The following is an 18,026-nucleotide window of genomic DNA, read 5'->3' as shown; positions in this document are numbered from 1 at the left end:
AGTAATAAATCAACCATTAACAAAAATGAATACCACAATAAATAACCAATCACAGCCTAAAGTCCTGGTTTTTGATAACTATGACAGCTTTACCTACAACCTTGTCCAGATCATCGAAAGAATCCTGAATCAGAGAGTGGATGTGGTAAGAAATGACCAGATTACCCTGGAGGAAATTGGAAAATACGATAAGATTATCCTTTCCCCCGGTCCCGGAATTCCTGAAGAAGCCGGTATTTTACTGGATCTTATCAGGGAATACGCTTCTACAAAAAGTATTTTTGGAGTATGCCTGGGACAACAGGCTATCGCTGAAGCTTTTGGGGGAAGCCTGATCAATCTTTCCGAAATTTTCCATGGAGTAGCCACTACCACTCAACTGATCAAAGAAAATACGAAACTGTTCAAAGATATTGATTCCGGACTTGAAGTTGGGAGATATCATAGCTGGGCTGTCAACCCCGAAGGCTTTCCGGAAGAACTGGAAATTACGGCAATAGATAACGATGGAATGATCATGGCATTGCAGCATAAAACCTATGATGTACATGCAGTACAATTCCATCCTGAGAGTATTTTAACTCCTGAAGGGGAAACCATTATTAAAAATTTTCTTTTATCGTGAATACAATAGACATTCCTTCCCATATAAAAACTCCTCAAATGAAAGACATACTGCAATACCTGTTCAATCATAATACTTTATCAAAATCCGAGGCAAAAGCCATGATGATTGAAATTGCCCAGAATAAATTCAATGCTGCGGAAGTAACAGCCTTTATCAGTGTTTTTCTGATGCGAAATATTACACTGAAAGAACTGGAAGGCTTCAGAGAGGCTTTACTCCAGATGGCCGTTCCTGTAAACATCGATGCCGGAGATGCTATCGATATTGTGGGAACCGGAGGTGACGGAAAAAACACAATCAATATATCAACATTGGCCAGCTTTGTGGTGGCCGGAGCCGGGCAGAAGGTTACAAAACATGGAAATTACGGGGCTTCAACTACCACAGGCTCATCCAATGTGCTGGAAGAGCTGGGCTATGAGTTCAAAAATAATTCAGATCAGTTGAATGACGATCTGGAAAGAGCCAATATCTGTTTTTTACATGCACCTTACTTCCACCCTGCACTACAATCCGTTGGATTATTGAGAAAGTCTTTAGGATTAAGGACGTTTTTCAATCTTTTAGGTCCTTTGGTAAATCCTGCAAAGCCGCAGTATTCTATGATTGGGGTCTATAATCTGGAAATTGCAAGAATATATCAATACCTGCTTCAAAAGGATGATAAGGATTTCATATTGGTGCATGGTCTGGATGGTTATGATGAAATCAGCCTTACCCACGACAGTAAGATTATCACTAAAAAAGGCGAAGAGATCTATTCTGCCAATGACCTCGGATTCAACCCTGTGACTCTTGAAGATATCAAAGCAGGAAACTCCATCCGGGAAACGGCAAAGATTTTCACAGATATCCTGGAAGGAAAAGGCACTGTTCAGCAAAATTCCGTTGTTCTGGCCAATGCTTCTGTAGCTCTTTACCATACCGGCAGGTTTGGAAGTTATGAAGACTGTCTTCTTATGTCCCAGGAAAGCCTGGAAGGCGGAAAGGCCCTGAAAAGCTTTGAACTTTTGGTGAGCTAAAATAAAAATTAAAAGTTGAAAGTGAATCTATCTCTACATCACACCTTTTTCATTTCTAACTTCTATACCCGTAATATGAATATCCTTGATAAAATTATTAAAAGAAAAAAAGAAGAAATTGCAGCTGCAAAGTCTGATATTAGTCTTGAACAATTAAGAAATTCAGCTTTTTTCGAAAGAAACTGCTTTTCCCTGAAAGAATCTGTTAAAAATAAAAGTGGAATTATTGCTGAGTTCAAAAGACAGTCTCCATCAAAGGGAATTATCAACAATGATGCACAGCTTCTGGAGGTAACTTCGGCTTATGAAAAATTTGGGGCCAGCGGGATTTCCATTCTTACAGACAAGGATTTTTTCGGGGGGAAATCCGATGATATTCTTAATGTAAGAAATCATATCCGTATTCCGATCCTGAGAAAAGATTTTATGATCGACGCTTATCAGTTTTATGAAGCCAAAAGCATCGGGGCAGATGTTGTTTTATTGATTGCGTCTTGTCTTTCACCCAATCAGGTACAGGAATTTACAGAACTTGCCCATGAATTGGGAATGGAAGTTTTACTAGAGATTCATACTGAAGAAGAGCTTGAGCATTTTAATCCGAAGATAGATCTTGTAGGAATCAATAACAGGAATTTAAAAGATTTTAAAGTAGATTTACAGCATTCTGTCCAGCTTAAAAACCTTCTTCCAAAAGATGTTATATCTGTAGCTGAAAGTGGTATCTATCACACTGAAGATTTTATTTATTTAAAAGAAAAAGGCTTCGACGGATTCCTTATGGGAGAGTATTTTATGAGGAATACCGATCCTGCCCAGGCATTTGAAGAGTTTAGTTCACAAATCCGAAAATCTGTTAATTGAAATGATTATTAATGATTACAATATCAATATGCAGCCTGTTATTCCCAATAAACATGTTCCTGAACTCAAAGTATGTGGTTTAACAAAGCTAAGCCAGATTCAGGAGCTTATGGCAATGAAGGTAAACTTTCTTGGGTTCATCTTCTATAAAAAGTCTCCGAGGTATGTTCTAAATCATTTAACTTTAGAAGATATTTCAAAAATAGACCATCAGGGAAAAACCGGAGTTTTTGTTAATGAAGAGGCTGATACAATAGCAGAGATTGCAGGAAAAGCCCAACTTAATTTCATCCAGCTTCACGGGAATGAAAATACTGATTTCATTCTTGAGCTCAGAGAAAAATTAAAACCGGAAACTCAAATCATCAAAGTCATAAGAATTGGAAATAATTATTCTGAAAATAAAGCTAATATAGAACAGTTTTTCAATCATAACAGCAATCATCCAGACCTCATCAGCTTTTATCTCTTTGATACAGATAGTAAAGCTTTCGGAGGTACCGGAAAACAGTTTGACTGGACCTTTCTGAATGAATTTGAAATCCCTCATCCTTATTTTTTAAGCGGAGGCATTTCCGAAGACAATATTGGGCAAATGGATGCATTAATGCAAAAACCAGCTGTATTGGATATCAACTCAAAATTTGAAATTAGCCCTGGAGATAAAGATACCGACAGAATAAAGAAATTCATTTCGCTCATCCGGAAGGACGATTTAACCGAAACTTGATATACTACTTTAAAATACCATCCAAAAACACAAAATGCCACAATCATTAGTTAAGAATTACATTCACATTGTATTCAGCACAAAATATAGAAATGATTTTATTGATGAAAAAATAGAAAAAGAATTGTATTCATATATTGCAGTCCTTTGTAAAGATTTTGAAAGTACAGCATTACAAATAGGGGGAACGGATAACCATATCCATATTTTATGTCGTCTTTCTCAAAAGATTGCATTAATGAAATTGATCCAGGAAATAAAGGCACATTCTTCAAAGTGGATCAAAACAAAAGGTGAAAAGTATGAAAATTTCTTTTGGCAGAATGGCTATGGGGCATTTTCTGTTGGTGAAAAAGATATTTACACGGTAAAGAATTATATAAAAAATCAACGGCAGCATCATCAGACACAAAATTTTAAGAATGAAATGATTGAAATATTAGAAAAACATAATATGGAATATGATGAAAAATATCTTTGGGATTGAATGATAATTTAAATTAAATTAAAAAGCGAAAGGATTTTCATCCTTTGCTATTAGTTAAATCGTCCCTTTGGGACTCTTCATTCCGGCAGGTTTAGGGCTTATGAAAAAGATATGGCTTCACTTACATTAGTTAAATCGTCCCTTCGGGACTCTTCTTCCCGGCAGGTTTGGGCTTATGAAAAAGATATGGTTACACTTACATTAGTTAAATCGTCCTTTTGGGACTCTTTATTTCGGTAGGTTTGGGCTTATGAAAAAGATATGGCTTCACTTACATTAGTTAGATCGTCCCTTCGGGACTCTTCGTAAATTACAATCAGAATCATGAAATATCAAATTAAGACAATAAACGAGTTAACAGAAAAGGAAATAGAACATATTCTGCAACTTTGGAATATCTCTGCCTGGAACGGGATGAAATCAGCTTATTTCCAAAGTTTCTTTAAAGATTCCGAATTTCATTTTCTGCTTGATTCCCATAAAGAGATTACGGCAGCCATTCGGCTTAACTTTGATTTTGCACTGGAAATTTCCGGGAAAACCTATTCTTTTGCAGAAGCAGTCGGACTGGTTTCAGCCCATGAAAGAAAGGGATATGGTACGGGTCTCGTACAGGTTTTTAAAGAAAATGTAACCCAAAGGAGGCTTGAAACGATAGGATTTTGCCATACCGGATTGCGACCGTTTTATCAAAAATGTAATATTGAAATTCTCTATGATAAGGCTAGGGCTATTAAAGAAAAAGCAGGTTCCGGATGGATCAGTTCTGAGGATGACGACATTCTTATTTTTAATGTTTCAAAAGAAAGAAAAGAACAGCTCGGTAAACTGAGCACACAAAATAACGCTTATTTAATCAGTAAAGAATAAAAAAATGAATTATAGAAATCCCGATGAAAACGGATATTATGGTGAATTTGGAGGTGCATTCATCCCTGAAATGCTGTATCCGAATGTTGATGAACTGCAAAAAAACTATCTTGAAATCATTGAGTCTGAAGATTTCCAGCATGAGTATCAGGATTTGTTAAAAAATTATGTGGGAAGAGCCACTCCTCTTTATTTCGCGAAAAATTTATCTGCAAAATATCAAACTTCTATTTACCTGAAAAGAGAAGACCTTAACCATACAGGAGCCCACAAGATCAATAATGCATTAGGCCAGGTTTTATTGGCAAAACGCCTCGGTAAAACCAGGATTATTGCAGAAACCGGGGCCGGGCAACACGGTGTTGCTACTGCAACAGCCTGTGCTCTTCTTGGCCTGGAGTGTATTGTTTATATGGGTGAAATTGATATCCGGAGACAAGCTCCGAATGTAGCGAGAATGAAAATGCTGGGAGCTGAAGTGGTAGCCGCGACTTCAGGATCGAAAACACTAAAAGATGCCGTCAATGAAGCATTAAGGGACTGGATCAACAATCCTGTTACTACCCATTATGTCATCGGAAGTGTGGTAGGACCTCATCCGTTTCCCGATCTTGTAGCAAGATTTCAGAGTATTATTTCAAAGGAAATAAAAGAGCAGCTTTATGAAAAAATGGGAAGGGAAAATCCGGATTATGTAATTGCCTGTGTAGGTGGCGGAAGTAATGCTGCAGGAACATTTTACCATTTTGTGGATGAGAAGGAGGTTAAGATTATAGCTGCTGAAGCCGGAGGTCTGGGGGTAGATTCAGGGAAATCTGCTGCAACAACGTTTTTAGGAACTTTAGGTGTGCTTCATGGAAGTAAAAGTCTTGTGATGCAAACGGCAGACGGCCAGGTCATTGAGCCCCACTCTATTTCTGCCGGTCTTGATTATCCGGGAATCGGACCATTCCATGCAAATCTTTTTAAAGAAAAAAGGGCAGAATTTTTTAGTATCAATGATGATGAAGCTTTACAATCAGCGTTTGAACTTACCAGGCTGGAAGGTATTATTCCTGCTTTGGAAAGCTCTCATGCTCTTGCCATTTTAGACAAAAAGAAGTTTAACCCCAATGATGTTGTAGTTATTTGTCTGAGTGGCCGTGGAGATAAAGATATGGAAACCTATTTAAAAGAAATTAGAAGTTGATAGTAAAAATTACCAACTCTACTATTTGCTTCTAACTTCTAACCTTTAACTTTTATATTAACAATGAAAAAACTAAACATATATTTTACAGCAGGTATTCCCCAACTGGAAAACACCACCGAAATTATACAGCTTATCCAAGACTCCGGAGCAGATATGATTGAAATCGGTATGCCTTATTCTGATCCTGTGGCAGATGGCCCTGTCATTCAACAGGCTCATGAACTGGCCTTGCAAAACGGCATGACCATAGAAAAACTTTTTGCACAATTAAAAACCATTAAAAATGAGATCAGAATTCCGGTTATTCTTATGGGGTACATTAATCCTGTTTTAAGTTTTGGCTTTGAAAGATTTTGTAAAGAATGTTCTGAAAGTGGCATTTCCGGGTTAATTCTCCCGGACCTCCCTCCTATTGAGTTTGAAAAAAATTATCAACAGATCCTGAAAAAATATGATCTTAACTTCATCTTTCTGGTAACGCCTGAAACATCTGATGAAAGGATCCGGTATCTTGATTCTTTAAGCTCAGGTTTTTTATACGCCGTAAGTTCTTCTTCAACCACCGGAAATGATAATGCAGTTCTGAAAAATGAAAATTACCTTTCGAGACTGGCCGGGCTGCCTCTTAAAAATCCAGTTATGATCGGATTCGGGATTAAATCAAAAGAAGATTTTGAAAATGTTACAGAACAGGCAGATGGAGGGATTATCGGAACGGCCTTTGTGAATATTTTACTAAGGGATACAAACTGGAAGAAAAATGCCATAGATTTTATCCATTCCATAAAAGCTTAAAATTCACTAAATTTGTATGTCAAAAATGGTCTGAAACCTTGTTTTCACTGACCGTTAAAAGAAGACAGATATAAGCATATGAATACACATCAAAATAAGGCAGTAGAGTTTGAAGATTTAGGAATAAAAGAATATCAGCCCGCCTGGGAATATCAGGAAAAACTGATGAAAGATATTATTGATACCAAAATAAAAAACCGGGACCTGCCGGCAGAACAGCATAGCATTACTCAGAATCACCTTCTTCTTGTGGAACATCCGCATGTCTACACCCTAGGAAAAAGCGGCCACGAAGAAAATATGCTTGCCGGGATTGATCAACTTAAAAAACTGGAAGCTACTTATGTGAAAACCAATCGTGGTGGAGATATTACTTATCATGGCTACGGACAGATTGTAGGATATCCTGTATTGGACCTTGAAAACTTTTTCACTGATATTCATTTATATATGAGAAACCTTGAGGAAGTTATTATCAGAACCATTGGTGATTATGGCCTGAAAGGAGAACGTTCCCAGGGAGAAACAGGAGTTTGGCTCGATGTAGGAAAACCTTATGCGCGAAAAATCTGTGCAATGGGAGTGAAAGCTTCCCGGTGGGTAACCCTTCATGGTTTTGCATTGAATGTGAATACGGATATGCGATATTTTGAATACATCATTCCATGCGGGATCAAAGACAAACAGGTAACTTCCTTACAAAGAGAACTTGAAAGGGAGTTGACACCTGAAGAAATGGAAGACATAAAAGCAAAAATCCGGAAACATTTTGCAGATGTTTTCCAGGCTGAACTGATTTACAAATAATTTTCAAAACATATATTTCTCCCTATGCCTCTCCGGATGCATAGGGAAAATTTTATCCATACCCCATTAATTCTCTGTAAAAGATCTCAAAAATTATCAGCAGGTAAAAAGCATTTTCCGGCTTTATAAAAAACATTCCTTAATCGAATACGATTATTAATTTACAGTAAAATATGCTTAAAAACTACTTTAAAACCTGATATATTAATTTTTTTTTGAAATTTTTACAAAAAATAAGTTGCTGGTATTTTATTTTTTTTTACTTTTAATATCACATTTCAGTGAACTAAAATCACTGCATGAGAAAATTTTAACCACCAAATTTATGAGAATTATGAAAAACTTTTTTTTATCCATGATGGTATTTGCCACAATGCTGTCATTCAATGCCTGCTCGGATGCAGGTGCTAACCAGGATCAGGGACTGAATACAACAGAGTCCGGCGAAATTGCGATGAAAGACTTCGGCAGAACTGTCCCGGTAGGGATAGATGAAGAGAATGGTACTTTTAAAGTTTCATTTATTATCAGTGCTCAACCTTATACAATAAAAGCAAGTAAGGAAAATGAGAAGTACATTTCAATGATCAGACAGGCTGTAAAGGATGAATCACCGGTTCATGTTTTTCTTAAGCCCAATTCCAATGAGATTGCAAAGGTAGAAAAAGGTACGGATGAAGATATCCGTTTTTTCAGATCTGCTCTAACGAAAGAAGAAAGAAGTGATAATACAGCCAGAAGATTGGCTACTGTTATTCCTGATGTGGCTACTTTAAACAGCTTATTTGCTCAGATCAAAAGCCAGTCTTGCGGGACTTCCACTGCTTCTTCTCCCTGCATCACTTTCAGATATCCTGTAGACGGATGCTATGCAAGAGCTCACAAAATGAGACAAATTCTGAACAATGCAGGATATGAATGTGAAAAGCAATTTGTATATGGTAGCCTGAGAGCGTCTACCGGTACATGCTGTGTATCATGGGTATACCATGTGGCTATCCTTGTAAGCTTTAAAAATGCTTCCGGAATTGTTGAAAAGAGAATCATAGATCCTTCATTAAATTCAACCGGGCCTATTACTGATACGGCATGGAGAAGCGCTTGTACCAATTCCACCTGCGGATCTACTTCTGTTTCTTCTTATGCCAATACTGCAGGAAATGTTTACTACAGAAGCCCTAGCGGTTCTTTATTGTATGATAACAACTATGTAAATACCAATTGTGTATTGACTACGTTCTCGTCTCTTTCCGGATGCTCTCCATCACCTGCACCGAGTGTAGGACACTGCGGATTCTAACTCTCTTAATATAGCTCCTGTATTTATTGCACATAAATTGCAGGAGCTTTTTTATTAAATCAAATTTATTATGAAAATCTGGACCTATCTGTTATTACCCTTAATTATGATTACATCCTGCTCCGGCAATTCCGGCTCAACGAACTTAACCTGGTATAAGAATTCTACCATTACCAATATTATTGAAGATCCGGACAAACCTGATGAAGTGATACGCATTGCTATCGGAATAAGCGCCCAGGTCTTTTACCTCTCTAAAAAATCATCTGATTATGATGCCCTTTTTGAAAAGGCCAAACAAAGCTTCAAAAGAGGAAAAGCATATGATATAGGAATTGAAAACAATACCAATATTATCAGGCAGATCAACGACATAAAGAAATAATACTTTTATCAGTAAACTTCTATTACCGTATCACAGAGATTCCGGCGTCTACTTTGATTTCGGCACCATGGATGTAGGAAGCCTCTTCTGACGCAAGAAACAGTACTACATCAGCAATTTCCACCGGATCGCCCAGCCTTTTAAAAGGTATGGCAGGAATAATCCCCTGAACCGCAGCTTCAATTTGTTCCCTGTTCAGCCCCGTATTGTTAAAAATATTGGTTTTGATATGTCCGGGACTCACTCCGTTTACACGAATGTTACGCTCAGTAAGTTCTACTGCAAAGGTTTTAATAAAAGACTGTACTGCCGACTTTGCAGCAGAATATACTGAAAAATTAGCCATTGCAATATCAGTAGCTACGGAAGTGTTAAAAATTACAGAACTTCCGCTATTCATCAATGGGAGTATTTGCTGGACTGTAAAAAATGACCCTTTCACCAATATATTAAAAAGCTCATCAAAATCTTTTACATCAACATCTGTGACAGAAGCAAATCTTCCATAACCGGCATTGGCAAAAAGCAGATCAATCCGGTCTGTATATTTTTTCACTGCTGCCTGCAAATTCATCAGATCATTGACGCTTCCTGCATCAGAAACAATTCCTGAAGCTTGACTTCCCAGATTTTCCAAAGCACTGTTAACAGTGTTTTCACTTCTTCCCGTAATGATTACAGAGCCTCCTTCTTCTACAAACCTTTGGGCAGTTGCAAAGCCCATTCCGCTTGTTCCTCCTGTAATCAAAGCTGTTTTGTTTTTAAATCTTTGCATTGTTTTTTTAGTTTAAATTCTACTGCAAAGATTGAAATCTTCCTGTTCCGAAAAAATCCGGATCATGCGGAAAATATATAAATGAATAAAAAATCTGGTTTACGGGTTATTTCACTTGTTTTAATCTTTTATAAAATAAATAATAGTCATCAATAAAATCTTTCAAAATTAAATTGCACACAATTTAATTGGTCATATATTTGCATTGTTAATTTAAACCTGATAAAAATTTCAGGAATAAAAAGTAGTTTAATTTAAAAAAGAGAAAAATGTCATTAATAGAAGATCTAAACTGGAGACATGCTGTAAAAGCTTACGATCCCACTAAAAAAGTATCTGAAAAAGATTTAAATACCATCCTGGAAGCGGCAAGACTGGCTCCTACTTCTTCGGGACTACAGCCTTTCCGTATTATTGTTGTAGAAAATCAGGAACTGAAAGAAAAAATGGTAGCCGGCTCTTTAAATCCTGAAGTTATGAGAGATTCTTCTCATGTACTGGTATTCGCAGCGTGGGACAGTTATTCCAACGAAAAGATTGATAAAGTATATGATTATCATACGGATGTAAGAGATCTTCCGAGAGGGCGTTTTGGTAGTTATACGGATAAAATCAAAGAAATCTATGGAGCCCAGACTCCAGAACAGCATTTTGCGCATACTGCCCGCCAGACTTATATTGCCTTAGGTATTGCCCTTGCACAGGCGGCAGAACTTAAGATCGACAGCACCCCGGCAGAGGGATTCAGCAATCAGGTGGTAGATGAAGTATTGGGATTAAAGGAATTAGGTCTGAAAAGTGTGAGTCTTTTATACCTTGGGTACCGTGACGAAGCTAATGACTGGCTGTCTTCTATGAAGAAAGTCCGCATACCAATGGATGAATTTATCATAAAAAAGTAATACCTTCATCGAAACTTTCGTATTTAAACTTATGGAAAATCCGGATACCCCAAGATTAGAAAACCAGATCTGCTTTCCCTTATACGTGATTGCCAAAGAAATCACAGGGCTTTACCGTCCTTTTCTTGATGAGCTTGACATCACTTATCCGCAGTATCTTGTTATGATGATATTATGGGAAGGTGACGGGCTTACCGTAACGCATATTGGAGAAAAGCTGTTTCTGGACAGTGGAACTTTAACGCCTCTCCTCAAAAGACTGGAGTCTAAGGGACTTATCATCAGAAAGCGAAAAAAAGAAGACGAAAGGGTGGTTGAGGTATTTTTAAATGAAGCTGGCCGGCAACTCCGTAAAAAGGCATGCGAGATTCCTGGAAAAATTCAGAAAAAAATTGATATACAGCCTGAAGAACTGCTGCAGCTTAAAGAAACAGTTTTAAAAATATTAAACAAAATAGAAAAATAAATGAAAACGTTATATACAACAAAAGTTACTGCTACCGGAGGAAGAAACGGGCAGGTAAAAAGTGAAAACGGAGTATTAAATCTTGAGGTAAGAATGCCGAAAGCTTTAGGAGGGGCAAATGATGACTTCCTAAATCCTGAGATGCTCTTTGCAGCAGGATATTCGGCTTGCTTTGACAGTGCCCTGAACAGAGTGATCAGTTTATCTAAAATACAAACAGGTGAAACAACGGTTACCGCTCAGGTCAGCATAGGCCAGCTTGAAAACGGTGGTTTCGGGTTGGCAGCAGAACTGGATGTTAATATCCCGGGAGTTTCTCTTGAAGAAGCGCAATCTTTAACGGAAAAGGCGCACCAAATCTGTCCTTATTCCAATGCAACCAGAAATAATATAGAGGTTAAGCTTTCAGTAACCAATAACGGTTAATCCAATTTTTTTAAGCATAGTTATAACGGAAGGAGCTGTTTTTCATTTGAAAACAGCTCCTTTTTATTTTTATCTGGCTGCGGATTTATCGCAGTATTATTCGCTTATCTCTTATTCAGGTCACTTTTCTGATAAGCATCTACTTTTTTATATGAATCGTTTTTTTCTTTTTCTTTTTTATCGGAAATCAGGATTCCGAAAAGGTGGTCAATTTCGTGCTGGAAAATCACTGCGGTAAAACCTTCTACGATTTCAGAATATCGTTGTCCTTTCAGATCTGCATATTCCAGTTGGATTACCTTGCTTCTGTAAAACTGGTCTCTGAAATCAGGGATGGATAAATCTCCTTCAGGCCCAAGATTCTGCAGGTCAGACTTCCATACAATCACCGGATTGATGAAATATTCTAATGGTGCCCCTTCTTTATCAAAACGTTGTACCCAAATCACTTTCCTGTTGATGCCCACCTGTGGCGCAGCAATTCCTACTCCGCCGTCAGTAGAAAGAAGGGATTCCTTCATTCTTTTTACCAGAATTGCAGTATTGGGATCCTGCGGATCAATTTCTGTGGAAAGCCCCAGTAATGTTTTATGTTGAACAGCATTGGTGGTCTGGTAAATTGGTAACGCTGTACTGGTATTCCCTTGATTAATAAGGGAAACTTCCTCTGAAGTCAACTTTTGTGCATTAAAAAAGGTGACCCAAAAGATAAACAGAATGGCTATTTTTTTCATATTGATTTAAATCTGCTGCAAAGGTAAAAATTGTAGGAATAAAATGGATAACCAAAGTGCAGGTTTAAACCTTGTCCGGAAGTTAATTCCTGAGCTTTTATTTAATGGTAGCATTCTACCATCAGGATTTGGCTAAAGCCCATTAGAGGTTTTGTCCATAAATAAACGGGCTAAAGCCCGTTCCCTTTGAATTGTTATTGATGTATTAATGATTGAAATCGCCAGAAACTAGAAAGTCTTCGCCATATCAGCTGGAATAATCAGATTAAAGTCTGTTGGGATATAGTCTTTTGCGGGTATGTTCAGTTCCGGGTCTTCGGATTCAAAAACCGAAATTACCGCCATTTTCAGGGTTGGGTTTTTCTGCCTGATATACCAGTAGATTCCTCCGAATTCTTTACTGTGGTAGTTTCCGTTATAGTGGATAAAAGTCTTTCCTTCCTGCCGGTTTTTGAGAATAGATTCTGCCATGGTGGCGTCTTTTATGGCTTGTGCCGAAATAAAGTTCATCACTTTTGTTCCTTCTGCATGATCTCCCATCATCGCCTTCATTTCCGGATATCCGGGAGTATCTAATGTTACTTGGATTGGCAGCCGGGCAATATAAGTTTTCTCTTTTTCATTTAGGGTATTTAATGACTGCAGTCCTTCTTTTGCTGTCTGGGATGCATATTTCCGGGGAATATTGGTCGCAATAAAATTCAGTTTTTTATTTTTAGCAAAATCTACCAGTGGTTTATAATCTGTTGCATAATTATTCCAGAGGCGTGCAGAATCTTTCAGGGTCTTGGCATCAAATTTTCCGCTCAGGTATTGATCAAGCTGAGCCTGGTTATCCCTTTCAAACATTTCCGCTCCCAGTATAAGCTGTCCCTTTTTCTTTTCATATAAAGCTTCCGTAATTTTCAGCTGAAGCCAGTGATTGATAGAGCTGTTATGGTTTTCTCCAAAAAAAACGACATCATATCCGGCAAGTTCTCTGACTAATTTTTCTGTTGTTATTTCTTTCCCTTTTTTATCATAAAACTGGTAAGCTTTGAAATCCTGACCTTTCAAAGAACAGAGCCCGGCAAGTAAAACCATTATGAAAATATTCTTCATGTTAGTATGTATTTGTTCTTTTATTCTCATTACAAATTACCTATATTCTTAACGATGAGCAAATTTGCTTTTCTACTTTTAGCATAAAAAAGACCGCTTTGAATCTTGCAAAACAAAACGGCCTATTCAAATCATCTAATTATTATTTTTCTAATGCTGCAACAAGGTCTTTCCACTCCTGCAGTTCCGGAATCCCGGGTTTTCTTTTTCCGAAGAACTGGACGATGAAATCTCCTTCTTTGTTGAATACTTCAATAGCTGTTACTTCTCCGTCTTCTGTCGGCTTTTTCACAATCCATGCTTCTGCAATCTTTGTAACATCCAGGTGTAAGTTGAAATCTGGATCCATCACATTGAACCATTGCTGGTGCCAAAGGGTTTTCTTTACATTCCCGGTATGGATCTGGATAATTCCTCTGTTTCCTACAAATACCATGATGGGGGTATTTTTTTCAGAAGCATCTTCAAGAACATTTACCACTTTGGCATTATCAATTTTTTGAGCAAAACCTTCGGGAGCCAATCTTAATGCCTGGGTTCTGCTTACTCCGAATTTTCTGGTCATCATAAAAAAATCATGGGTATCTTTTAGTTCTGTCCATGCTTTTTTGAATCCTTCTCTATCAATTTCAGTGTCCGGCTTTTCTGCCTGTTTCGGAGCTACATTTTCAAATGTAAAAGTCTGATCCTGGTCTTCTGCCCTGAATTTTTCCACAATGGCGTCAAAAGCTTCTTCATTACTGTCTTTAGTTAGATAAATTTTATGCAGTGCTAATCCGTCTTTTCCAAAAAACTGTAAGCTTTTCTTATCTCCTTCCACTACAGCAAAAGCAAACTTCCAGTGGTTCAGGAAAATCCTAAGGTCAATATCTTCACCTACAAAAAGCTGGGCGTGGGGGCTGCTGAAATCACCGTTCTGATATATTCCTTTTCTTTCATGAACACATTCATCATTACGGGTAAGTGCCATTACTTTTCCCAATTTTTCCACTTCAGTAAGAATGGCAGAAAAGTCCGGTTGTAGCACAGTGACCCCTTCTCCTACTCCTGTAACTAATAATTCGGCTTCATTTACTCCCAATTGGGCAGCCGCATTTCTTATTCTTACATGTGGATTGTCTGCTTTCAGAGCCTCCCATTTTTCCTTTAAATCATTAATTAATGTGCTCATTATTTATTTTTTTATGGTTAAAACTGTATATATTCTTTGTATGGTTTCGTCTCCTGTTTTGCTTTTGATTTCTTCTTCTTTTTCAGAAATTTTCATTCTTTTAAAAGAACTTTTTGAAACCAGCTGTTCCATTTCGCTATTGCTGTACAAGGTAAAATTGTACTCTGTAAACGGTAGTTTTTCCATGAACTTTTTTTGTCCGAATGTGAGAACAAAAGTTCCGTTATCCTTTAAAACCCTCCAGATCTCATTGAGAAATTCTACGGGATTTTTCCAGAAATAAACGGTATTGACGGTAAAAATTTTATCAAAACTTTGGTCTTCAAAAGGGAGCTTTTCCCCACCATACAATACAAATTGTGCCTGTGCCTCAAATTCCTTGTTTAATTTTCTGGCTTCATTGTACATAGTTTCGGAGATATCGACTCCTGTATAATGTAAATCTTTAGCAAGGGACAAAATATTTTTCAGGTGTCCTGCATTTCCGTGTCCGATTTCAAGAATCCTGTCATGGTCTTCTATGAGAAGCATTCTGGCGCTTTCTAACGTCATGCTGATGTTCGTGGCATTCATCATTTCTCCGATCTCTATTCCTTTATCTCCCTGAGGATTGGCGAGATGCTTCGCGAGGTTTTTTAATTCTTCTTTTTCCATGGTTATCCAAAAATGATCATTGGGTTATGAGTAATAGGGTGTTCGCAGATCGTGCAGGGAAAATTATAAGCCTGGCTGATATTGTCTGCTGTAAAAACTTCCTGCGGGGTTCCATAAGCGGAAACTTTCCCCGATTTCATCAATAAGATTTTATCGGCAAATTGCGCGGCAAGATTCAGGTCATGCAGTACAACGATGGCACTGTTTGCTTTTTTAGTAAAGTTTTTGATGATCTCAAGCGCTTTATATTGATGTTTGATATCCAGATTATTCAAGGGTTCATCCAGAAATACCAGCTTATGGGCAATTCCGTTCTGCAATTGTGCCATTACCCTGGAGAGGTGCACCCGTTGTTTTTCCCCTCCTGATAAAGTATTATATTCTCTTTCCTTCAGATGAAAAATATCCGTTTCATACATCATACTGTTCATTGCTTCAAAGTCTTCCTGACCGGGCTGAGCATCAAAATAGGGATATCTCCCCATCATGACCACATCTTTTACATCAAGAGGGATATCATTACTGTTGTGCTGTGAAAATTTTGCCTTATGCATGGAAAGCTCTTTTACATTCCAGTTCCGGATTGGTTTGTCTTTAAACACAACCTTTTGTTTTCCGGATCTTACTTCATCTGCCAAAATACTCAGAAGACTTGATTTTCCTGCTCCGTTAGGTCCTACAATAGCGAGGAATTCTCCATATCCCAAAGAAACATCTATGCCCTCCAGGATATGGAATTCTTTATGTTTATAATTAATCTGATGTGCCTTGATCATTACAATGATTTTTTAAATTTAACCAGAATCGCTATAAAAATAGGCCCTCCCATCAAAGCTGTCAGGATCCCGATCGGTAATTCCGAAGGGGCAACCATGCTTCTGCTGAAGGTATCTGCAGTCAACAATAAAATGCTTCCGCATACCGCTGATAAAGGCAGTATAAAAACATAATTGGATTTGAATAACAGCCTTAAAATATAGGGTACAATAAGGCCTACAAAACCAATTGTTCCTGAAAATGCAACACAGCTTCCCACCATCAATGCTACGATGATAATAATCTGTTTTTTCAGTTTTTCTACATTAATGCCCAAATGCTGCGCATCTTTTTCACCTAACATCATCGCATTCAATGCTTTTCCTTTTGGCAACAAAATAATATAAGCAACAACCAAGACTATAGCTAAAATAATGTTTTTTGTCCATGTCGCGGCAGCAAGACTCCCTAAATTCCAGAATGTCAAATCCCTAAGCTGCTCATCTTTCGAAATATAAATCAGAAATCCTGTAATAGAAAATCCGATTGCCGTAATAGCTACTCCGGTTAACAACATCATTACCACATTGGTTTTTCCGCCACTTGTTGAAATTCTATAAACCAGCATCATTGATAACAAAGATCCTATGAAAGCCGAGATTCCTACCAGTGAAAATTGTATCGCTTCAGGAAGATATTCTTTGAAATGCCCTCCTAAAACAATCGCAATGGCTGCCAGCAATGTTGCTCCCGATGTAAGCCCTATTAAATCGCCCGTTGCCAAAGGATTCTTGAAAAGCCCCTGCAGGCTCGTCCCGGAAACCGCCAGCATACTTCCAATCAGCATAGCCATTATAATCCTGGCCGCACGTACATCCCAAACCACATATCGATCACTCAATGATAAATCAGGATCTCCTTTTATAACTTTTCCTAAAACTTCAAATGCAGATTGACCACCAAAATCATAAACCCCGGTGTCAACAGACCATACTGCTATGATAGCGAGCAATATGGTACTGATGATCATGTAAAAGTATAATTTACTTTGTGCTTTCAACTAATAATTTGTTTAATCCTACTGCTGCTTCTCCTACTCTCGGCCCGAATCCTGAAACCAAACCTCCATCCATTGCGATGATCTTTTTATTTTTACCGGCATTCGTCTGGGAAACCCCAGGCATTTTAAGAGCTCCTTCATTTCCTCCTGCTCCCTGTAATCCTGTTTCGAAGAAGAACAATACATCAGGATTAGCTTTTATAACCGCTTCCGGAGTTAATGGCTTGAAATCTTCAAAATCATTCACTGCATTTTCCCCTCCTGCAAGATTGATCAAGGAGGCCATTGGAGTATTTTTACCTGCCACCATCAGCATATTTCCTCTTGCATAAATGAACAATACTTTTGGTTTTTTGGACAAGGGCTGTACCTGCTTCAAATCTGCGTCAATCTTATCGGTAAGCTTCTGATACTCTGTATTTCCTATTGCTTTTGCCACATCAGCAATAAGTTTTTTAGTTCCTTCCACTGTATATTCCTGATGAAAAACTTCAGCTTTAATCCCTGAAGATTTGATTTTTCCCAATAGTTCCGGGTTGATATCTTTATCGGAAGCCAGAATCAAAGTAGGGTTGACCGCCATAATCGGCTCAATAGTCATCGACCTTACATGGCCCAAATCCTTGGCGGTAGTCTTTAATGATGCAGGATATGTACTGGTAACATCTGTTCCCACAATTTCTTTTTCGTGCCCTAAAGCACTTACAATTTCCGTAATCCCCCCGCTTAATGTAACGATTTTATTATTGCTTTTCGGAGTTTCTGAAGTAGTTTCCGTTGTATTTTCTTTTGTTGCGCTTTCTGTTTTTTTGCAGGAATATACTGCTACAAGAACAGAAGCTGCCAGGATAAATTTTTTCATAGATAGATTTTTATAGTTAGTCAATTACCGTTTATTGTT

General features: G+C 37.8%; 22 protein-coding genes. 14 read left to right on the top strand and 8 right to left on the bottom strand.

Annotated elements, in window-relative coordinates; translation table 11 throughout:
• Positions 1-25: 25 nt before the first annotated feature.
• From OK18_RS14765 to OK18_RS14715, 11 genes are all read left to right on the top strand, one after another.
• A complete protein-coding gene (locus OK18_RS14765) occupies positions 26-625 on the top strand; it encodes an anthranilate synthase component II (RefSeq protein ID WP_053328483.1) in 600 nt (199 codons plus the stop codon).
• A 38-nt stretch (positions 626-663) separates the two neighbouring features.
• Positions 664-1,650, top strand: a complete 987-nt coding sequence (trpD, locus tag OK18_RS14760) for an anthranilate phosphoribosyltransferase (RefSeq protein WP_053329386.1) — start codon at positions 664-666, stop codon at positions 1,648-1,650.
• Positions 1,651-1,725: 75 nt separating this feature from the next.
• On the top strand, positions 1,726-2,514 hold the full coding sequence (gene trpC / locus OK18_RS14755) for an indole-3-glycerol phosphate synthase TrpC (protein ID WP_053328482.1): 789 nt from the start codon (positions 1,726-1,728) through the stop codon (positions 2,512-2,514).
• Between the two features lies 1 nt (position 2,515).
• A complete protein-coding gene (locus tag OK18_RS14750; protein ID WP_228377621.1) occupies positions 2,516-3,244 on the top strand; it encodes a phosphoribosylanthranilate isomerase in 729 nt (242 codons plus the stop codon).
• A gap of 34 nt (positions 3,245-3,278) precedes the next feature.
• Positions 3,279-3,731: an IS200/IS605 family transposase gene (tnpA, locus tag OK18_RS14745; protein WP_053328481.1), complete on the top strand. Its 453-nt coding sequence runs from the start codon at positions 3,279-3,281 to the stop codon at positions 3,729-3,731.
• Positions 3,732-4,055: 324 nt separating this feature from the next.
• On the top strand, positions 4,056-4,601 hold the full coding sequence (locus tag OK18_RS14740) for a GNAT family N-acetyltransferase (RefSeq protein WP_053328480.1): 546 nt from the start codon (positions 4,056-4,058) through the stop codon (positions 4,599-4,601).
• Positions 4,602-4,605: 4 nt separating this feature from the next.
• Positions 4,606-5,790, top strand: coding sequence for a tryptophan synthase subunit beta (trpB, locus tag OK18_RS14735; RefSeq protein ID WP_053328479.1), 1,185 nt, complete (start codon positions 4,606-4,608; stop codon positions 5,788-5,790).
• A gap of 63 nt (positions 5,791-5,853) precedes the next feature.
• Positions 5,854-6,588, top strand: a complete 735-nt coding sequence (gene trpA / locus OK18_RS14730; RefSeq protein WP_053328478.1) for a tryptophan synthase subunit alpha — start codon at positions 5,854-5,856, stop codon at positions 6,586-6,588.
• A gap of 78 nt (positions 6,589-6,666) precedes the next feature.
• Positions 6,667-7,395 (top strand): lipoyl(octanoyl) transferase LipB, encoded by a 729-nt coding sequence (gene lipB, locus OK18_RS14725; protein ID WP_053328477.1) that lies wholly within the window; start codon positions 6,667-6,669, stop codon positions 7,393-7,395.
• Between the two features lie 334 nt (positions 7,396-7,729).
• Positions 7,730-8,695 carry a protein-glutamine glutaminase gene (locus OK18_RS14720; RefSeq protein ID WP_156173295.1) on the top strand — a complete coding sequence of 322 codons (966 nt, stop codon included), beginning with the start codon at positions 7,730-7,732 and terminating at the stop codon, positions 8,693-8,695.
• A 70-nt stretch (positions 8,696-8,765) separates the two neighbouring features.
• Positions 8,766-9,080, top strand: a complete 315-nt coding sequence (locus tag OK18_RS14715; protein WP_050022656.1) for a hypothetical protein — start codon at positions 8,766-8,768, stop codon at positions 9,078-9,080.
• A gap of 22 nt (positions 9,081-9,102) precedes the next feature.
• Here the strand turns inward: OK18_RS14715 and OK18_RS14710 are convergent, their stop codons facing one another.
• Positions 9,103-9,855, bottom strand: a complete 753-nt coding sequence (locus OK18_RS14710) for an SDR family oxidoreductase (RefSeq protein WP_053328475.1) — start codon at positions 9,853-9,855, stop codon at positions 9,103-9,105.
• Positions 9,856-10,124: 269 nt separating this feature from the next.
• Here OK18_RS14710 and OK18_RS14705 point away from each other — a divergent pair, with 269 nt between their 5' ends.
• The 3 genes from OK18_RS14705 to OK18_RS14695 are packed head-to-tail and all read left to right on the top strand — an operon-like array spanning position 10,125 to position 11,649.
• Positions 10,125-10,757, top strand: a complete 633-nt coding sequence (locus OK18_RS14705; protein WP_050022654.1) for an NAD(P)H-dependent oxidoreductase — start codon at positions 10,125-10,127, stop codon at positions 10,755-10,757.
• Positions 10,758-10,788: 31 nt separating this feature from the next.
• Positions 10,789-11,223, top strand: coding sequence for a MarR family winged helix-turn-helix transcriptional regulator (locus OK18_RS14700; RefSeq protein WP_050022653.1), 435 nt, complete (start codon positions 10,789-10,791; stop codon positions 11,221-11,223).
• Positions 11,224-11,649 (top strand): organic hydroperoxide resistance protein, encoded by a 426-nt coding sequence (locus OK18_RS14695; protein WP_050022652.1) that lies wholly within the window; start codon positions 11,224-11,226, stop codon positions 11,647-11,649.
• A gap of 104 nt (positions 11,650-11,753) precedes the next feature.
• On the opposite strand, the gene OK18_RS14690 is transcribed toward OK18_RS14695, so the two are convergent.
• From OK18_RS14690 to OK18_RS14660, 7 genes are all read right to left on the bottom strand, one after another.
• Positions 11,754-12,383 carry a peptide deformylase gene (locus OK18_RS14690; protein ID WP_053328474.1) on the bottom strand — a complete coding sequence of 210 codons (630 nt, stop codon included), beginning with the start codon at positions 12,381-12,383 and terminating at the stop codon, positions 11,754-11,756.
• A 228-nt stretch (positions 12,384-12,611) separates the two neighbouring features.
• Positions 12,612-13,484 carry a ChaN family lipoprotein gene (locus OK18_RS14685; protein WP_053328473.1) on the bottom strand — a complete coding sequence of 291 codons (873 nt, stop codon included), beginning with the start codon at positions 13,482-13,484 and terminating at the stop codon, positions 12,612-12,614.
• Between the two features lie 142 nt (positions 13,485-13,626).
• Entirely contained in the window at positions 13,627-14,655 is a 1,029-nt protein-coding gene (locus OK18_RS14680) for a hemin-degrading factor (protein WP_053328472.1), read from the bottom strand.
• Between the two features lie 3 nt (positions 14,656-14,658).
• Complete coding sequence (locus tag OK18_RS14675; protein ID WP_053328471.1) at positions 14,659-15,309, bottom strand: class I SAM-dependent methyltransferase; 651 nt, start codon at positions 15,307-15,309, stop codon at positions 14,659-14,661.
• A 2-nt stretch (positions 15,310-15,311) separates the two neighbouring features.
• Positions 15,312-16,085 carry a heme ABC transporter ATP-binding protein gene (locus tag OK18_RS14670; RefSeq protein ID WP_053328470.1) on the bottom strand — a complete coding sequence of 258 codons (774 nt, stop codon included), beginning with the start codon at positions 16,083-16,085 and terminating at the stop codon, positions 15,312-15,314.
• On the bottom strand, positions 16,085-17,125 hold the full coding sequence (locus OK18_RS14665) for a FecCD family ABC transporter permease (RefSeq protein ID WP_082129200.1): 1,041 nt from the start codon (positions 17,123-17,125) through the stop codon (positions 16,085-16,087). The genes OK18_RS14670 and OK18_RS14665 overlap by 1 nt, the downstream gene beginning before the upstream one ends.
• Positions 17,109-17,987, bottom strand: a complete 879-nt coding sequence (locus OK18_RS14660) for a heme/hemin ABC transporter substrate-binding protein (protein WP_053328468.1) — start codon at positions 17,985-17,987, stop codon at positions 17,109-17,111. Before OK18_RS14660 ends, OK18_RS14665 begins: the two co-directional genes overlap by 17 nt.
• Positions 17,988-18,026 lie beyond the last annotated feature (39 nt).

The sequence above is a fragment of the Chryseobacterium gallinarum genome (assembly GCF_001021975.1).
GTDB classification, from domain to species: domain Bacteria; phylum Bacteroidota; class Bacteroidia; order Flavobacteriales; family Weeksellaceae; genus Chryseobacterium; species Chryseobacterium gallinarum.
Note: the sequence above shows the minus strand (reverse complement) of the source record. Positions and strands in the feature narration are given on the sequence as shown.

Coding starts and splice junctions, on each gene's coding strand:
- OK18_RS14765 (WP_053328483.1), top strand. CDS start 26: ATGAATACCACAATAAATAACCAATCACAGCCTAAAGTCCTGGTTTTT.
- trpD (WP_053329386.1), top strand. CDS start 664: ATGAAAGACATACTGCAATACCTGTTCAATCATAATACTTTATCAAAA.
- trpC (WP_053328482.1), top strand. CDS start 1,726: ATGAATATCCTTGATAAAATTATTAAAAGAAAAAAAGAAGAAATTGCA.
- OK18_RS14750 (WP_228377621.1), top strand. CDS start 2,516: ATGATTATTAATGATTACAATATCAATATGCAGCCTGTTATTCCCAAT.
- tnpA (WP_053328481.1), top strand. CDS start 3,279: ATGCCACAATCATTAGTTAAGAATTACATTCACATTGTATTCAGCACA.
- OK18_RS14740 (WP_053328480.1), top strand. CDS start 4,056: ATGAAATATCAAATTAAGACAATAAACGAGTTAACAGAAAAGGAAATA.
- trpB (WP_053328479.1), top strand. CDS start 4,606: ATGAATTATAGAAATCCCGATGAAAACGGATATTATGGTGAATTTGGA.
- trpA (WP_053328478.1), top strand. CDS start 5,854: ATGAAAAAACTAAACATATATTTTACAGCAGGTATTCCCCAACTGGAA.
- lipB (WP_053328477.1), top strand. CDS start 6,667: ATGAATACACATCAAAATAAGGCAGTAGAGTTTGAAGATTTAGGAATA.
- OK18_RS14720 (WP_156173295.1), top strand. CDS start 7,730: ATGAAAAACTTTTTTTTATCCATGATGGTATTTGCCACAATGCTGTCA.
- OK18_RS14715 (WP_050022656.1), top strand. CDS start 8,766: ATGAAAATCTGGACCTATCTGTTATTACCCTTAATTATGATTACATCC.
- OK18_RS14710 (WP_053328475.1), bottom strand. CDS start 9,855: ATGCAAAGATTTAAAAACAAAACAGCTTTGATTACAGGAGGAACAAGC.
- OK18_RS14705 (WP_050022654.1), top strand. CDS start 10,125: ATGTCATTAATAGAAGATCTAAACTGGAGACATGCTGTAAAAGCTTAC.
- OK18_RS14700 (WP_050022653.1), top strand. CDS start 10,789: ATGGAAAATCCGGATACCCCAAGATTAGAAAACCAGATCTGCTTTCCC.
- OK18_RS14695 (WP_050022652.1), top strand. CDS start 11,224: ATGAAAACGTTATATACAACAAAAGTTACTGCTACCGGAGGAAGAAAC.
- OK18_RS14690 (WP_053328474.1), bottom strand. CDS start 12,383: ATGAAAAAAATAGCCATTCTGTTTATCTTTTGGGTCACCTTTTTTAAT.
- OK18_RS14685 (WP_053328473.1), bottom strand. CDS start 13,484: ATGAAGAATATTTTCATAATGGTTTTACTTGCCGGGCTCTGTTCTTTG.
- OK18_RS14680 (WP_053328472.1), bottom strand. CDS start 14,655: ATGAGCACATTAATTAATGATTTAAAGGAAAAATGGGAGGCTCTGAAA.
- OK18_RS14675 (WP_053328471.1), bottom strand. CDS start 15,309: ATGGAAAAAGAAGAATTAAAAAACCTCGCGAAGCATCTCGCCAATCCT.
- OK18_RS14670 (WP_053328470.1), bottom strand. CDS start 16,085: ATGATCAAGGCACATCAGATTAATTATAAACATAAAGAATTCCATATC.
- OK18_RS14660 (WP_053328468.1), bottom strand. CDS start 17,987: ATGAAAAAATTTATCCTGGCAGCTTCTGTTCTTGTAGCAGTATATTCC.